Annotated in this window: 8 protein-coding genes; 4 read left to right on the top strand and 4 right to left on the bottom strand. The window is 66.1% G+C overall.

What is annotated here, in order from left to right:
• Positions 1 to 12 precede the first annotated feature (12 nt).
• The 3 genes from recO (at position 13) to MNI96_RS00615 (ending at position 3,566) form a co-directional block, all read left to right on the top strand.
• Positions 13 to 795, top strand: a complete 783-nt coding sequence (gene recO / locus MNI96_RS00625; protein WP_249689421.1) for a DNA repair protein RecO — start codon at positions 13 to 15, stop codon at positions 793 to 795.
• Between the two features lie 63 nt (positions 796 to 858).
• Complete coding sequence (gene parC, locus MNI96_RS00620; protein WP_249689420.1) at positions 859 to 3,108, top strand: DNA topoisomerase IV subunit A; 2,250 nt, start codon at positions 859 to 861, stop codon at positions 3,106 to 3,108.
• A gap of 20 nt (positions 3,109 to 3,128) precedes the next feature.
• On the top strand, positions 3,129 to 3,566 hold the full coding sequence (locus MNI96_RS00615; RefSeq protein WP_249689419.1) for an acyl-CoA thioesterase: 438 nt from the start codon (positions 3,129 to 3,131) through the stop codon (positions 3,564 to 3,566).
• 87 nt (positions 3,567 to 3,653) lie between these two features.
• Here MNI96_RS00615 and smpB read toward each other — a convergent pair whose 3' ends face one another.
• A complete protein-coding gene (gene smpB, locus MNI96_RS00610; protein WP_249689418.1) occupies positions 3,654 to 4,133 on the bottom strand; it encodes an SsrA-binding protein SmpB in 480 nt (159 codons plus the stop codon).
• Positions 4,134 to 4,184: 51 nt separating this feature from the next.
• Entirely contained in the window at positions 4,185 to 5,063 is an 879-nt protein-coding gene (gene dapA, locus MNI96_RS00605; protein WP_249689417.1) for a 4-hydroxy-tetrahydrodipicolinate synthase, read from the bottom strand.
• 207 nt (positions 5,064 to 5,270) lie between these two features.
• Here dapA and MNI96_RS00600 point away from each other — a divergent pair, with 207 nt between their 5' ends.
• Positions 5,271 to 6,155 carry an alpha/beta fold hydrolase gene (locus MNI96_RS00600; RefSeq protein WP_249689416.1) on the top strand — a complete coding sequence of 295 codons (885 nt, stop codon included), beginning with the start codon at positions 5,271 to 5,273 and terminating at the stop codon, positions 6,153 to 6,155.
• A 16-nt stretch (positions 6,156 to 6,171) separates the two neighbouring features.
• Here the strand turns inward: MNI96_RS00600 and pbpC are convergent, their stop codons facing one another.
• Positions 6,172 to 8,274 carry a penicillin-binding protein 1C gene (gene pbpC, locus MNI96_RS00595; RefSeq protein WP_249689415.1) on the bottom strand — a complete coding sequence of 701 codons (2,103 nt, stop codon included), beginning with the start codon at positions 8,272 to 8,274 and terminating at the stop codon, positions 6,172 to 6,174.
• Between the two features lie 24 nt (positions 8,275 to 8,298).
• Positions 8,299 to 13,812: an alpha-2-macroglobulin family protein gene (locus MNI96_RS00590; RefSeq protein ID WP_249689414.1), complete on the bottom strand. Its 5,514-nt coding sequence runs from the start codon at positions 13,810 to 13,812 to the stop codon at positions 8,299 to 8,301.
• Between the last annotated feature and the right edge of the window lie 242 nt (positions 13,813 to 14,054).

The following is a 14,054-nucleotide window of genomic DNA, read 5'->3' as shown; positions in this document are numbered from 1 at the left end:
GATCGCATACCCATGGAATGGAGCGCTGACGGCATCATCCTGGCGACGAGGAAACACGGCGAGAGCAGCCTGATCCTCGAGGCGATGACGCGCGAGCGCGGCCGGCATCTGGGCCTCGTACGCGGCGGGCGCAGCCGGCGCATGCAGGCGGCGCTGCAACCGGGAAATCGCGTCGGCCTCGTCTGGCGGGCGCGTCTCGACGATCACCTCGGCCTCTACGCCATCGAGCCTCTGGAGCTGCGCGCTGCCCAGTTGATGACCAGTTCGACCGGCGTTTATGGCATCCAGGCGCTTGCGGCCCTGCTGCACTTCCTTCCCGAGCGCGATCCGCATCCGCAGCTGCATGACGGGCTGGAGGCGATCATCGCCCATCTGCACGAGCCGCTGGTCGCCGGCGCACTGATGGTGCATTTCGAGCTGCAGGTCCTTGCCGAACTCGGTTTCGGGCTGGACCTGACGGAATGCGCCGCGACGGGACGCATTGATGATCTGATCTATGTGTCGCCGAAATCCGGCCGTGCGGTTTGCCGCGAGGCCGGGCTTCCCTACGCCCCTCGCCTGCTGCCCCTGCCGTCGTTTCTTGCACCAGAGGCCTCCCCCTCGCACGTGGGCGGCATGCCTTCCGAGCTTGCAGGACGGCTTCCGGACCGACAGGCGCTGGAGGATGCCTTCCGCCTCACCGGCTACTTTCTCGACCGGCATGTGCTAGCCCCGCGCCTGCTACAGATGTCGCCGGCGCGCGATGGGTTCGTGGACGCGATCAAGCGCCACCTTCAGGAGGCCGAAAGCGGCTGAAAACCGCCATCTGCGACGCCTCGCGCATTGCTTCGGGCGGCGAATGCCTGTAGCGAATGAAACATGGGAAAAGACCTGATTCCGCCAGGTGGCATCGAGCCTGTCGACCTTCGCTCGGCGCTCGAGGAGCGCTACCTCTCCTACGCGCTGTCGACCATCACCCATCGTGCGCTGCCGGATGTGCGTGACGGGCTGAAGCCGGTCCACCGCCGGCTCCTCTACGCGATGCGGCTGCTCAAGCTCGATCCGAATGCGGGCTTCAAGAAGTGCGCCCGTGTCGTCGGCGACGTCATGGGTAAGTATCACCCGCATGGCGACCAGGCGATCTACGACGCGCTCGTCCGCCTGGCGCAGGATTTCGCCGTCCGCTACCCGATGGTCGACGGCCAGGGCAACTTCGGCAATATCGACGGCGATAGCGCCGCGGCCATGCGCTACACCGAAGCGCGCCTTACCGACATCGCCGTGCGCACCCTCGATGGGCTGGACGAGGACGCGGTCGACTTCCGCGAGACCTATGACGGTCTCGACAAGGAGCCTATCGTCCTGCCGGGCGGGTTCCCCAATCTGCTCGCCAATGGCGCGGCCGGCATTGCCGTCGGCATGGCGACCTCCATTCCGCCGCACAATATCGGCGAGCTTTGCGCTGCCGCGCAGCATCTGATCAAGACGCCCGGCGCCTCGACCGAAGACCTGCTGCAGTTCATCCAGGGCCCGGATTTTCCGACCGGCGGCATTCTGGTCAAGAGCGATGCGGCGTTCCTGGAGGCCTATGAGACCGGCCGCGGCGGCTTTCGCGTGCGCGCCCGCTGGGAGGTCGAGGATCTCGGCCGCGGCACATGGCAGGTGGTGGTCACCGAGATCCCCTATCAGGTCCAGAAGTCGCGGCTGATCGAGAAGATCGCGGAACTGCTGCAGGCCCGCAAGCTGCCACTGCTTGACGACGTGCGCGACGAGTCCGCCGAGGATGTCCGCCTCGTCCTGGTCCCGCGCAGCAAGAACGTCGATGCGGCACTGCTGATGGAGTCGCTGTTCAAGCTGACCGACCTGGAAAGCCGCTTCTCGCTCAACATGAACGTCCTGTCGGGCGGCCGCATTCCCATGGTGATGGGGATCAAGCAGGCCCTGCAGGAATGGCTCGACCACCGCAAGGACGTTCTGGTCCGCCGTTCGCAGCACCGGCTGGCGCAGATCGAGCACCGGCTGGAGGTGCTGGGCGGCTATCTGATCGCCTATCTCAACCTCGACGAGGTGATCCGCATCATCCGCGAGGAGGATGACGCCAAGGCCTCGCTGAAGGCCGCATTCAAGCTCACCGACGTCCAGGCGGAAGCAATCCTCAACATGCGGCTGCGCTCGCTACGCAAGCTTGAGGAAATCGAGATCCGCAAGGAGCACGACAAGCTCACCGCCGAACGCGACGAGTTGCTGACGCTTCTTGGCTCCGAGGCGCGCCTGTGGACGAAGATCGGCAAGCAGATCGGGGAGATGGCCAAGGCCTACGGCCCCGAGACGCCGCTCGGCAAGCGCCGCACGACATTCGGCGATGCTCCCGAGCACGATCTCACCGACATTCATCAGGCGATGATCGAGAAGGAGCCGATTACCGTCGTCATCTCGCAGAAGGGCTGGATCCGCGCCCTCAAGGGGCATCAGAGCGACCTTTCGTCCCTGTCCTTCAAGCAGGATGACAGCCTCAAGCTGCACCTCCTGGCGGAGACCACAGACAAGCTCCTCGTCTTCACGACCGGCGGCAAGTTCTTCACCCTTGGTGCCGACAAGCTGCCAGGCGGGCGCGGTCACGGCGAACCCATCCGCCTGATGGTCGACATGGAGGAAGGCCAGGACGTCGTCGACGTCTTCGTCTATCGCGGCGACCGCAAGCTTCTCGTTGTCTCGGACGAAGCGCGCGGCTTCGTGGTCAACGAGGCCGACGTCATCGCCAACACCCGCAAGGGCAAGCAGGTCCTCAACGTCGCGACGCCTGTGGAAGCGCGGCTTTGCGTTGCCGCCGAGGGTGACCAAGTGGCGATCATCGGGCGCAACAGGAAGCTGCTCGTCTTCCCGCTGGCGCAGGTTGCAGAGATGTCACGCGGGCGCGGTGTGCGGCTGCAGCGCTACCGTGACGGCGGCGTGTCCGACGTGACGGTGTTCAAGGCCGAGGAAGGCCTCTCCTGGGTCGACTCGTCCGGGCGCAGCTTCAACCGCAAGATGGAAGAGCTGACGGACTGGCGCGGCGACAGGGCGCAAGCCGGACGTCTGCCGCCGAACGGTTTCCCGCGCACGAACACGTTCGGGCGCCGCACACTGTAAGGTCGGAGGGCCGCTCGCGAATGACCCGTACCGTACCGTTGACCCGCGACGACTTCCGCCTTTTCCGAGCCATACCCACGCGCTGGATGGACGTCGACATCTACGGCCACGTCAACAATGTCGAGTATCTGAGCTATTTCGACACAGCGGTGAACGGCTGGCTGATCGAGGAAGGTGTGCTCGACCCGCGCCACTCCGAGACCGTATTTCTCGTCGTCGAGACGCAATGCGCCTATTTTGCCGAGCTGACCTTTCCCGGCACGGTGACTGCCGGCATCCGGGTCAGTCGGCTGGGTGGCTCGTCTGTGTCCTACGAGATCGCGCTGTTCGAGCAGGAGAGCGAAACCGCCAGCGCACAAGGGCGTTTCGTGCACGTCCAGGTGGATCGATCCACAAGACGGCCGGTGCCGATAGAAGGGGAAAGACGGAATCTTTTGGCCACGATCCTGAAAGGATAATTGTTCAAACTTGCGAATCCGTTGAGAGAGTTTGTTCGCGCAGGACTTCAGGAACAAACCAAGAATCCGGATTTCGCCATCCACTGCTTATCCAGCAGTTTTCAACAGGCGCGCCTTCTCCCGGTTCCAGTCGCGCTTGCGCTCGGTCTCGCGCTTGTCGTGCAGCTTCTTGCCGCGCGCCAGGGCAAGCTCGACCTTCGCACGCCCCTTCTCGTTGAAATAGAGCTTCAACGGCACGATCGTCTTGCCGTCCTTGTCGACGGCAAGCGCAAGCCTCGCCATTTCCCGCTTGTGAAGGAGGAGCTTCCGCTTGCGCCTCGGCTCGTGGTTGAAGCGGTTCGCCTGCAGGTATTCGGGAATGTAGGAGTTAATCAGCCAGAATTCCCCGCCCTCGAAGCTGGCGTAGGACTCGGCGATCATCGACTTGCCTTCACGCAGCGCCTTGACCTCGGTTCCCTTGAGCTCGATCCCCGCCTCCAGCGTGTCCTCGATCTCGTAGTTGAACCGGGCCTTGCGGTTGTCGGCGATAAGCTTGCGATTGCTGTCGGCGGCGCTCTTGCTGGCCATCGTCATACCGGCGCCGGGCAGCGGATCACGCCGCCCGGCAAGCCGTCCTTGTCAGTTGAGCAAACCCGCATGCGTCATCGCATCGCGGATCGCGGTCTTGGTGGACTCGGAGACCGGGACCAACGGCAGGCGCAGCTCGTTCTCGAGCTTGCCCAGCAGCGACAGGGCATATTTCGCACCTGTCGGGTTCGGCTCGATGAACAGCGCGTTGTGCAGCGGCGCCAGCCGGTCCTGGATCGACAGGGCGGTGGCAAAATCGCCCGCCAGCGTCGCTTCCTGGAACTGGGAGCACAGGCGCGGCGCAACATTCGCCGTGACCGAGATGCAGCCCGTGCCGCCATGGGCGTTGAAGCCGAGCGCGGTGATGTCCTCGCCCGACAGCTGGACGAAGTCCGGCCCGCACAGCTCGCGCTGGCGGCTGGCGCGCGACATGTTCGCGGTTGCGTCCTTCACGCCCTTGATGTTGCGCGACGTCGCGAACAACTCCGCCATCGTCTCCGGCTGCATGTCGATCACCGACCGGCCGGGGATGTTGTAGATGTAGATGGGGATGTCAACGGCAGCATCGATTGCCCGGTAATGGGCGATCAGGCCGGGCTGGTTCGGCTTGTTGTAATAGGGGGTCACGATCAGCAGCGCATCCGCACCCGCCTTCTCGGCATGGGTCGCGAAGTCGATGGCCTCGACGGTGTTGTTGGAGCCTGCGCCCGCCATCACCGGCACGCGGCCGCCGGCGGCCTCGATGCACAGTTCGATGACGCGCTTGTGCTCGTCATGGCTCAGCGTCGGGCTCTCGCCGGTGGTGCCCACCGGGACGAGACCATGGCTGCCCTCTTTTATCTGCCAGTCCACAAACTCCTGGAACGCTTTCTCGTCGACCGCTCCATTGCGAAACGGCGTGACGAGTGCGGGGATGGATCCCTTGAACATGCTGGACCTCTTGGAGTGTGGCGTTTGGCCCGGACCGACCGTCCGGGAGGCGCACAATAGTCGTCACACGAGACCGACGCAACATCGACCCGGCGTTCGCACCGCATCCGCGACGGACTTCGCCGACAAAGCACTTTCCGCCGCTCCGTGACGATGCCTATGATCGTTCCGACCTGAGTGGGTCCTGGAAAAATCGTGGTGGCGGAAATGGATACAGCAGAAGCAACAGGCACGCAGCCGGGCTACCGCGCATGGCGCTCGGACGATGGCATCGACCTATCCGCAACGCTTTGGGAACCGCAGCACCAAACCGCTATCGACGTTCTGTGCCTGACCGGCCTGTCGCGCAATGCGCGCGACTTTGCGCCGCTCGCCCGCTATCTCGCCGGGTGCGGTCACCGCGTCATCGCCATGGACTATCGCGGACGTGGCCGCTCCGGGCGCCATCCGGACTGGCGGAGCTACTCCATCGAGCGCGAGGGGCTGGACATCGACGCCGGCCTTGGTGTCCTCTCGCTTGCCCGCGTTGCCGTTGTCGGCACGTCGCGCGGCGGCCTGCACGGCATGCTTCTCGCCTGGCGGGCACCGGACCGCATTGCGGGCCTGGTTCTCAACGATATCGGACCGGAGATCGAACGCAGCGGATTGAAGAGGATCTCCGGCGAGATCGGCCACCATATGCGCGTCGACACCTGGCAGGAGGCGGCAGAGCGGCTCCGCGCGGGCCTCGGCGGTCAGTTTCCCCGTGTCGATGCACAAGGCTGGCTGCAGATTGCCCGGCAGCTCTATGTCGAGACCGATGACGGCATCCAGCTCGACTACGATGCCCGCCTCGCCAACACCCTCGGTTCGTTCGACGAAGACGCGGAACTTCCAGACCTCTGGTCCGTCTTCGATGCCATCGCCAGCCTGCCGATGCTGGCGATCCGCGGCGCGCATTCGGATATTCTCAGCGCCGAGACCTTCTCGCAGATGAAGCAGCGCAGTCCAAGGCTCGAAAGGCACACGATTGCCGATGAAGGCCATGCTCCGCTGTTGTGGGATGCGGAAACCCAGGGTGTGATCGCCAGGTTCTTGTCGCGCCTGCGCTGACCGGCCGGGCCTGTTCTTACCTCAGATCCAGCGTCACGCGGGCGGAGTTCCCATCCGCATCGATGACCGAAATGGTCGAGGCGCCCGGCCCGTCTGGCTGCCACACAAGCGAGGTTGCGAAAGGACCGCTGGCAACGGGCGCACCATTCGCCAGCCACAGGAACGGCGCCCGGCCTCGCCGCAGCTTCACGACGAGCGCTGCCTCGCTGCCCTCTCCAAGGCCGAGATCGACGGTCGCGCCGTTCGGAGGATAGAAAATCTCCGGCCCCGTCTCCGTGTGCATGCCGTCCGGCCGCGTTGCGGTGCGGGCATAGTGCAAAGGCGCGGGCACTGCATCGGCTACGGGGTCGAAGTCCTTCGGAGGCTGCGGCAGCGGCATTCTGCGGGCAGCCACCCGCTGGAAGGCGTCGAACAGAAACGGTGCGGCAGACTTGTAGCCGGTGAGCCCTGGAACTGGCGTCCCGTCGGCACGACCGACCCAGACGCCGATGGTGTGGCGTCCGTCGAACCCGACGGCCCAGGCATCGCGATAGCCGTAGGACGTGCCGGTCTTGTAGGCGATGCCGGCGCCATTCGCCGTATCAGGAGGCGGCACTTCGGACAGGATATCGGAAATACGCCAGGCGGCCATTTCCGACAGGAACCGGCGATCCTCGTCGGGCAAGGCCTCCCCCACGCCCGCTTCAAGGCTCTCGTGCAGCGAGACGGCGACACCACCGCGCGCAATACCTGCGTAAAGGGCAACAAGCTCGCGCAGCGAGATGCCGAAACCGCCGAGAGCGGCGGCCAGACCCGGCGCCTCGCCCTGCGGGAAGCGCGGCGTCGCACCGGCCCGCTTCAGCCGCGAGATGAAGCGCGACACACCAACCGCATCCAGAAGCGTCACTGCCGGCACGTTGAGTGAGGCGGTCAAGGCCTCACGAACGCGAACCGTCCCCTGGAACGACAGATCGAAATTGGTCGGGCTATAGCCTGCGACCGTCGTCGGGCGATCCTCGATCAGGCTGTTTGGATGGGCAACGCCCTGCTCGAAGGCGAGCCCGTAGATCAGCGGCTTCAACGTGGAGCCCGGAGAGCGGATAGCACCGCTCATGTCGACATGGCCGCGGCGCGCCTGCGACAGCAAGCCGGCAGAGCCGACACGCGCCAGGATCTCGCCGCTGGCATTGTCGGCAAGGATTAGGGCAACGGAGACGTGGCTGCCCAGCCGACCGGCGCGCTCCGCCACCATCGCCTCCAGCCGCGCCTGCAGGTCCGCTTCGATGGTGAGGCGCTGATCTGTCGCCTCGCTTTGGGCGAGTGCCTGACGGGTCGCATGCGGGGCAAGCATCGGAATGGGACGGCGCCGCTCCGGAATTGCCTCGCGTTTCGCTGCCGTGACATCTTCCGGGGACAGCAGCCCCGCGTCCATCGCCGCCAGCAGGACGCGGTCCCGAGCTGTGCGCGCAGCCTGAGGAAATCGGTCGGGACGACGCCCCTCCGGCGATTGCGGCAGAGCCACCAGAAGCGCCGCCTGGGCCGGCGTCAACCGGGCCGGCTCCTTGCCGAACCAGGCGTGACTTGCCGCTCGCACGCCCTCGATGTTGCCACCGAAGGGTGCGCGCGCGAGGTAAAGCGACAAGATTTCCTGTTTGTCGAGATGGCGTTCGAGCGCAAGCGCCAGCACCATTTGGCGCCATTTCGACAGGGGCGAGCGGGTCGGCGCTTCTGTCAGAAGCCGGGCGGTCTGCATGGTAAGGGTCGAGGCGCCCGACACGATCCGCCCGTTGGACACAAGCTGAGCACCTGCTCGCAGGATCGCCAGCGGATCGACTCCGTAATGGTCGTTAAAGCGCCTGTCCTCATAGGCGAGTAGCATCGATAGGTAGAGCGGGTCCACCTCGTCGGGAGAAACCGGCATGCGCCACCGGTCGTCGCTGGTCTGGAACGCGCGCAACAGGCGCCCGTTTCGGTCGCTGACCGAGCGTGACATCTCCACAGTTCCGGGCAAATCCTCCCGCTTCAACGAGAAAACCTGGACGGCCAACGTCGTGCCGATGGCGAGAAGGCACAGGGCGGCGGCGCAGGAAAGGCCGATCGCCAGCCATCGCACGCGCCCGCCCCGTCCTGTCCGTGCCATAGGCCGCCCCTTCCGGTTACGGCGTCAACGCAGCGGGCCCAACACCTCGAGCCGCCCCGTATCGGTGCGGGCCGCAAGGTCGGGCCGATACATGTCCTCCACGGTCGCCGGCGGATGGGCGAAGCTGCCCGGCAGCGCCGCCCGCGCCAGATAGGCGAAGGTCATCACGTCGATGTTCTGCTGGGACTCATCCAGCGCGACGACGAAACGGTCGTCACGGAACTCGACATGGTCGGTGTTGTCGACCGTCGACAGCCAGTCGAGGCCGCCGAGATCGCCCGAGCGCACCAGCCGCGGATTGTCGATCACCAGCCCCGCCGGCAGCCGGTCGACGACCATGATCCGCCCCTTGCCCGGCCGGTCGCGCGTGACCGTCAGCACGACCGCCACCCGGGTGTTGAGCGGCACAGCCTCGGAGGTGAGCTCGTTTCCGTCGAGGTCGTAGAGCGCACGGGTGATGCTGTAGCCGGTTCCGCCTGCAGGCTCCGGCTCCACCGGGCGCCCGCTGACGGTGATCACCACATCGGCGGCCTTGTCGCTCCGGTTCTCGATCCGCATGGGCTGCCCAGAGACGGTATCGCCGGTCAGTCGCCGGTCCAGCCGCCCGCTGACGGCAGTGCCGTCGACCGCAAAGCTTGCGGCCTCCGCCTTCTGCTCCAGTTCATGACCGGCCACCAGCAGCCAGGCCATGTCCTGCGTAGACAGCGCAGGCGTTGCGTCCTGCCGGTTGGCGACATCGCGGGTCAGGCTGACCGTATCGACGGAGGCAGCGCTGGCGCGGGTCACATAGGCCAGCACGCCGGCCGAGTCGCGCAGGGCCGTCCCATAGTCGGCGCGATAGCTCGTGTTTTCCGGCTGCCCCGTCTCGCCGACCGCGGTCTTGAAGGCACGCTCCGCCCGCCCGCTTTCGCCGTACAGCGAAAGCGCCGCAGCGATCTGCGACTTGGCAAGCGGCGTCGCGAAATCATCGAGCTTCACATCCGCGTAGTAACGAAGGTCGCCGATGGACGCGCGTCCGGCACTGGCCAGAACGTAGAGCGCATAGGCGATCCCCTCGCCGCCGTCGTCGAAGTCCGAGGCATAAGCGATGCGGTTTTCCAGGTTCTCCAGGGCCGCCTCCAGCGCCTGGGTCGGGATGTTGTAGTCCCGGTCGCGGGCGCGCAGCAGGAAGTCGGTGACATAGGCATCGAGCCAGGTGTCCTGCGTGCCGAAGCTGGACCACAGGCCGAACGAACCATTCGAACTCTGGTTGCCCAGCACCCGCACGATCGCCTGTTCGATACGGCCGCGGATATCTCCGTCGGTCTTCAGGCCGCTCGCGACGGCCAACTCGTTGAGATAGAGCAACGGCAATGCACGGCTCGTCATCTGCTCAGTGCAGCCATAGGGATAGCGGTCGAGCGCTCCCAGAAGTCCCGGGATATCGATCCGCGCAGCCCCGCCGGCCGCCACGCTCACGCTGGCGCTCGCCGGAACGACCCCGGCCAGCGTGCCGTCGTCCAGCGTCAGGCCGGCACCGGCTGCCAGCGTCACGAAGGACCGGCGCGTCAGCGGCGGCATGGTGTCGCGAACGCCGAGCGACAGCACCTTTTCCGCAATCGGGCCGTCCGGCCCTTCCAGCGTCAGGGTCAGGGTCGCATCGCCCGTGCCGGTCTCCGCCATCAGCGGCATGCGCAGGGTCTGGCGCTCGCCGGCGGCGAGCGACAGGGTACGGGAGGCATCGTCCGCCGGCAGCCAGACCGGACCGTCGACGGCCGCCTGCAGCATGTAATCGCCTGCAGCGCCCTCGACATTGTCGATCTCCACCAGAAGACGCGACTGGTCCTCAGGCGCAAGGAAGCGCGGCAGCGTGGCGGTCACGACGACCGGGTCGCGCACCGTCACGTCGCGCTCAGCATGGCCGACGCCGCTCTCGCTCCAAGCGACGGCGGTGAGCCGGACGGTGCCGTTGAAGTCCGGCACCTCGAAAGTGACGGTCGCCTTTCCGTCCGCGTCAGTCTCGACGACGCCGGAGAACAGCGCCATCGGCTCTTCCTGGGGCGGTGGGGCAGCGAAGGACAGGCCGCCGCCGTCGCCGCCCGAACGCACCACGCCGAGATCGCCGACGGTCCGGTCGATGAGTTCGCCGTAATAATCACGGATCTCGACGCCGAGGCGCCGCTGACCGAAATACCAGCCGGCCGGATCCGGCGTCGGGAACCGGGTGAGGTTCAGAATGCCGACATCGACGGCCGCTACGGTCACGAAAGCCGGCCTGCCGGCGGGCTGGCCGGAGATCGTCAAACCGACCTCCATGGTCGAGCGCGGGCGCATCGTCTCCGGCGCATCGATCTTCACCGTATGCCGACGCTCGCCGGGATCGACGGAGAGCCACTGCAGGCCGAGCGCGCGCGAGGGCATGCGCTTCGCCTCCAGATCCATCGGGCGCAGCAGGGTCGCGGTGACATAGGCGCCGCTGCCCCAGTCGTCGGTCACGGTGAGATCGATCTCCGTCTCGCCTTCCGAAACCTCGACCACACGGCTTTCGATCAGCCGGTCGGACATCACGGAAACGAGGGCGATACCGTCGAAGCGCGGCTTCAGCCGTAGCTTTGCCGTATCGCCGGAGCGATAGGCCTTCTTGTCGAGGCCGACATCGAGCACGTCGGGCGTCTGCGAAGAGGCAGAAGAGACATACCATCCGGCGTTGAAGGTGATGCTGGTCGCAGCCGGCTCGGCCCCGTTCGCCGCAACCTCGAGGCGGTACTCGCCCCACTCGACCGGCACGGACAGACGTGCGGACTGATCCGTGGCAAGGTCGAGTTCACCATTCGCGACACGACGGCTGGTGGTCACCGGCTCGAAGGACCACCGTCCGTCGGCGCGATACCACTGGTAGCGCGTATCGATGCGCGAAAGCGTCCACTGGACGTCGGCCGCGATCCGCTCACCCTGCCGATCGAGCGCAACGAGCTCGAATTCAGCCGGCGCGCCCTCATCGACACCGCCCTCGAAGGCCGGCTTTATGCCGATCCTGCGGCCATCGGCCAGAACGGGGAGATCGAGACTACGCTCGACATAGCGCCCGCCGGCCTCGACGACGCGGGTGATCACCTTGGCGGTGTAGCCCGCCGTCGTCGGTTGCAGCTGCGGCACCGGCAGCGTGAAGCTGGCCTTGCCGTCCTCGTCCGTCGCGACGCCGTCCGGAAAGGCGGTCCGCTCGGGCCAGATCTGTTCGTCGGCAAGACCGAACGAGAAACCGGCATAGCCGGGGAACTGACGCGTGGGCGACACGACGACTTCGCCCTCGACCCGCTGGCCGGAGGCCGGGGCACCATAGAGGAAGCTCGCCTGCAGCGAGACCGTCGGCGGCGCCTCGAGATCGAAAGTCTTTGCCTCGGTCTGCGGAGTGAAGTCGACGCGTTCCGGCTGGTAATCCTCCACAAGGAAGGACAGACGCGCCAGCGCCTCGCCCTTGGGATCGGCATGGACGCTGACGGACCAGCTGCCCTGCTGAGCACTTGCGGAAAGCTCCAGCGCGTGTGCACGGCCACCGGCACCGGCCTCCGAGATCTGCACGCGGCTGTGTTCGACGCCGTCGGGGCGCTCATAAATGAAGGTCAACGGCAGGCCACCGACCGCCATGGCCGTACGATCGCGCGCCATCGCGCCGACATGAACCGTCTCGCCGGGGCGGAAGACGCCACGGTCGAGCCAGGCGAAGACATCGACCGGCCCGGGTGCTGCTCGTCCCTCCACGCCGCGGTCGGACAGATCGAACGCCGGCTTGGTCAGATCGAGGAACGCGTAGTCCCCGCCCTCCGCGGTCTCGACACTGACAAGGGCCGGGGCACGGCCGCCCGTTCCGCGCGACAGGCCGGGAGGAAAGGCCGCAAAACCGTCGGCGTCGCTTACGGTCTCGCCGAGAATATCGTTGTTGACCGCGACCAGCTTCACCTTCGCCCCTTCGACCGGACCGGCATCGGAGAGCTTGCGAACCGAGACGAGTGTTTCCTGAGATCCGGTATAGGAGCTGACACCGAGATCCGACACCAGGAACCACTGGGTCGCCCAGGGTCCCCACTCGTTCTGCTTGTCCTCTCGCGCCCGGGCGGTCATGGCGTAGATACCCGGCTGCATGGCAAGTCCGAAGTCGGCAACCGGAACCGCGGTCGTGACATCCTGGTTCAGTCGCTGCTCCGTTTCCACGGTGCCGGACCAGAGCTTTTCGCCGTACTCGTCGCGCACCTGCTCCGACTGATAGCTGTTCAGCTGCGAGAGGATGCGGCGGTCACGGAGCGCGGGCGAAAGACCGCGCTCGCCGATACGATAGATCTCCGTCTCGACGCTTGTGGTGTTCACCGTCACCAGCGGGATCGTCGCGCCGTCACCGGCCGGCAGGACATAGGCCCGGCCGAGGAACCGCACCGATGGCGCGCGGTCACGAACGTAGACGGTCAGGTTTGCGGACTTTTCGAGCTTTTCTCCGTCGGCCGACGGGATTCCGGAGCGCATCTGCAGCGCGTAACGCTCGCCGTGGCGGATACCGTCGATGCAGATCTGGGCACCCTCGCCCTCGACCGAATAGCTGCCCTCGCCCGTCACCTGGACGAAGGGAGCAAAGTCGGTGCCCCGCTGCAACGTGTCGGAAAACACGACGCAGATCCGTGGGCTTACCGCGTCTGAGTCCACCTGATGATCGAGGATGCGGAAGCCATGGGTCGCCACCATCTTGTCGTAGCGCTCCCGCCGTGCGGGCACTTCGTCAAGGGCGAGGCCGGCACGCAGAGCCTTGATCGCCGGCTTGTACAGCTGGCGTCGCTCGAGCGAAGACGCCAGCAGGTCGAGGGCGCGAACGCGCTCGTCCTCGCCGGCTGCCGTCAGATAAGTGTTGATCGCGGCCAGGGTGCCGTCGGTCTCGACCTGGTTGCGCCGCTGCCAGTCGGAGGGCTGCTGCGCCAACAGCGAGCCGACCAGCCCCGACCACAGATCGTTGCGCTCTGCGTCCAGCGTGAGCGCGCGGGCGAACTGGCGCTCCGCCTCGTCGAAATTGCGCGATCCGAAAGCCGTGCGCGCCTGGGCTTCGAGCTGGCCGGCGCTCTCCCCGCCTGACTTGAAGTTGCGCGGCAGGCGCCGAGCATAGGCCGCCGCATCGTCCATGAGCGAGCGCGAGAGGAAGGAAAGCTCTTCGTTGCGGGCCTTCCGGCTTGCGTCGTCCCGGCGCGCTACGGTGACGACACGGCCGGCAACCGCCCCGGCGAAGGACTGCAACTGCCCCACATCGGACTTCATGAAGCACCAGCGGGCCGACGTGTTGTAGGTAAAGGCCCGGCACTGGTCGCTGTCGAGGCAGGCGGTCTTGCAGGTGTCGAGATCGACATCCTTCAGCGTCCTGAAGTCCGCTCCGAAATAGTCGGCATCGTCGACCGTCACGATGCGGCGTTCGCTGCTCTCCTGCGCCAGCGCGTGCGGACCGGCTGCAAGGCCGAGAGCGAGCATCCCGGCCAGAACCGGGACAAGAATGCCGCCGAGACCGCATCTTCCGAACTTGCCGCGCATGACGTCCCCCCGGGGCTTCCCGGCCTGGCTTGCGGGCCAAATGTGGCTCGCCCCTCCCGAGGGCGCCATTTGCCGGTGCGGATCTCAACTTATCGAGCGCGGATCGGAGCATGCAATCGTGACAAGTCCAAGACCAAAATGCACTTTGCGTGTGATGGGCCGCAACAGTCGCCGGCGCCGCCCAAACATGCCGCGACAGGTCGGTGCGGATTTCCTAAGAAGGGCGCACCCACTCGCTTTCC

The organism is Stappia sp. WLB 29 (assembly GCF_023507705.1).
Lineage (GTDB): Bacteria > Pseudomonadota > Alphaproteobacteria > Rhizobiales > Stappiaceae > Stappia.
Note: the sequence above shows the minus strand (reverse complement) of the source record. Positions and strands in the feature narration are given on the sequence as shown.

What these genes read in the sequence shown, in the direction of transcription:
- recO (WP_249689421.1), top strand. Translation starts at nt 13, where the DNA reads ATGGAATGGAGCGCTGACGGCATCATCCTGGCGACGAGGAAACACGGC.
- parC (WP_249689420.1), top strand. Translation starts at nt 859, where the DNA reads ATGGGAAAAGACCTGATTCCGCCAGGTGGCATCGAGCCTGTCGACCTT.
- MNI96_RS00615 (WP_249689419.1), top strand. Translation starts at nt 3,129, where the DNA reads ATGACCCGTACCGTACCGTTGACCCGCGACGACTTCCGCCTTTTCCGA.
- smpB (WP_249689418.1), bottom strand. Translation starts at nt 4,133, where the DNA reads ATGGCCAGCAAGAGCGCCGCCGACAGCAATCGCAAGCTTATCGCCGAC.
- dapA (WP_249689417.1), bottom strand. Translation starts at nt 5,063, where the DNA reads ATGTTCAAGGGATCCATCCCCGCACTCGTCACGCCGTTTCGCAATGGA.
- MNI96_RS00600 (WP_249689416.1), top strand. Translation starts at nt 5,271, where the DNA reads ATGGATACAGCAGAAGCAACAGGCACGCAGCCGGGCTACCGCGCATGG.
- pbpC (WP_249689415.1), bottom strand. Translation starts at nt 8,274, where the DNA reads ATGGCACGGACAGGACGGGGCGGGCGCGTGCGATGGCTGGCGATCGGC.
- MNI96_RS00590 (WP_249689414.1), bottom strand. Translation starts at nt 13,812, where the DNA reads ATGCGCGGCAAGTTCGGAAGATGCGGTCTCGGCGGCATTCTTGTCCCG.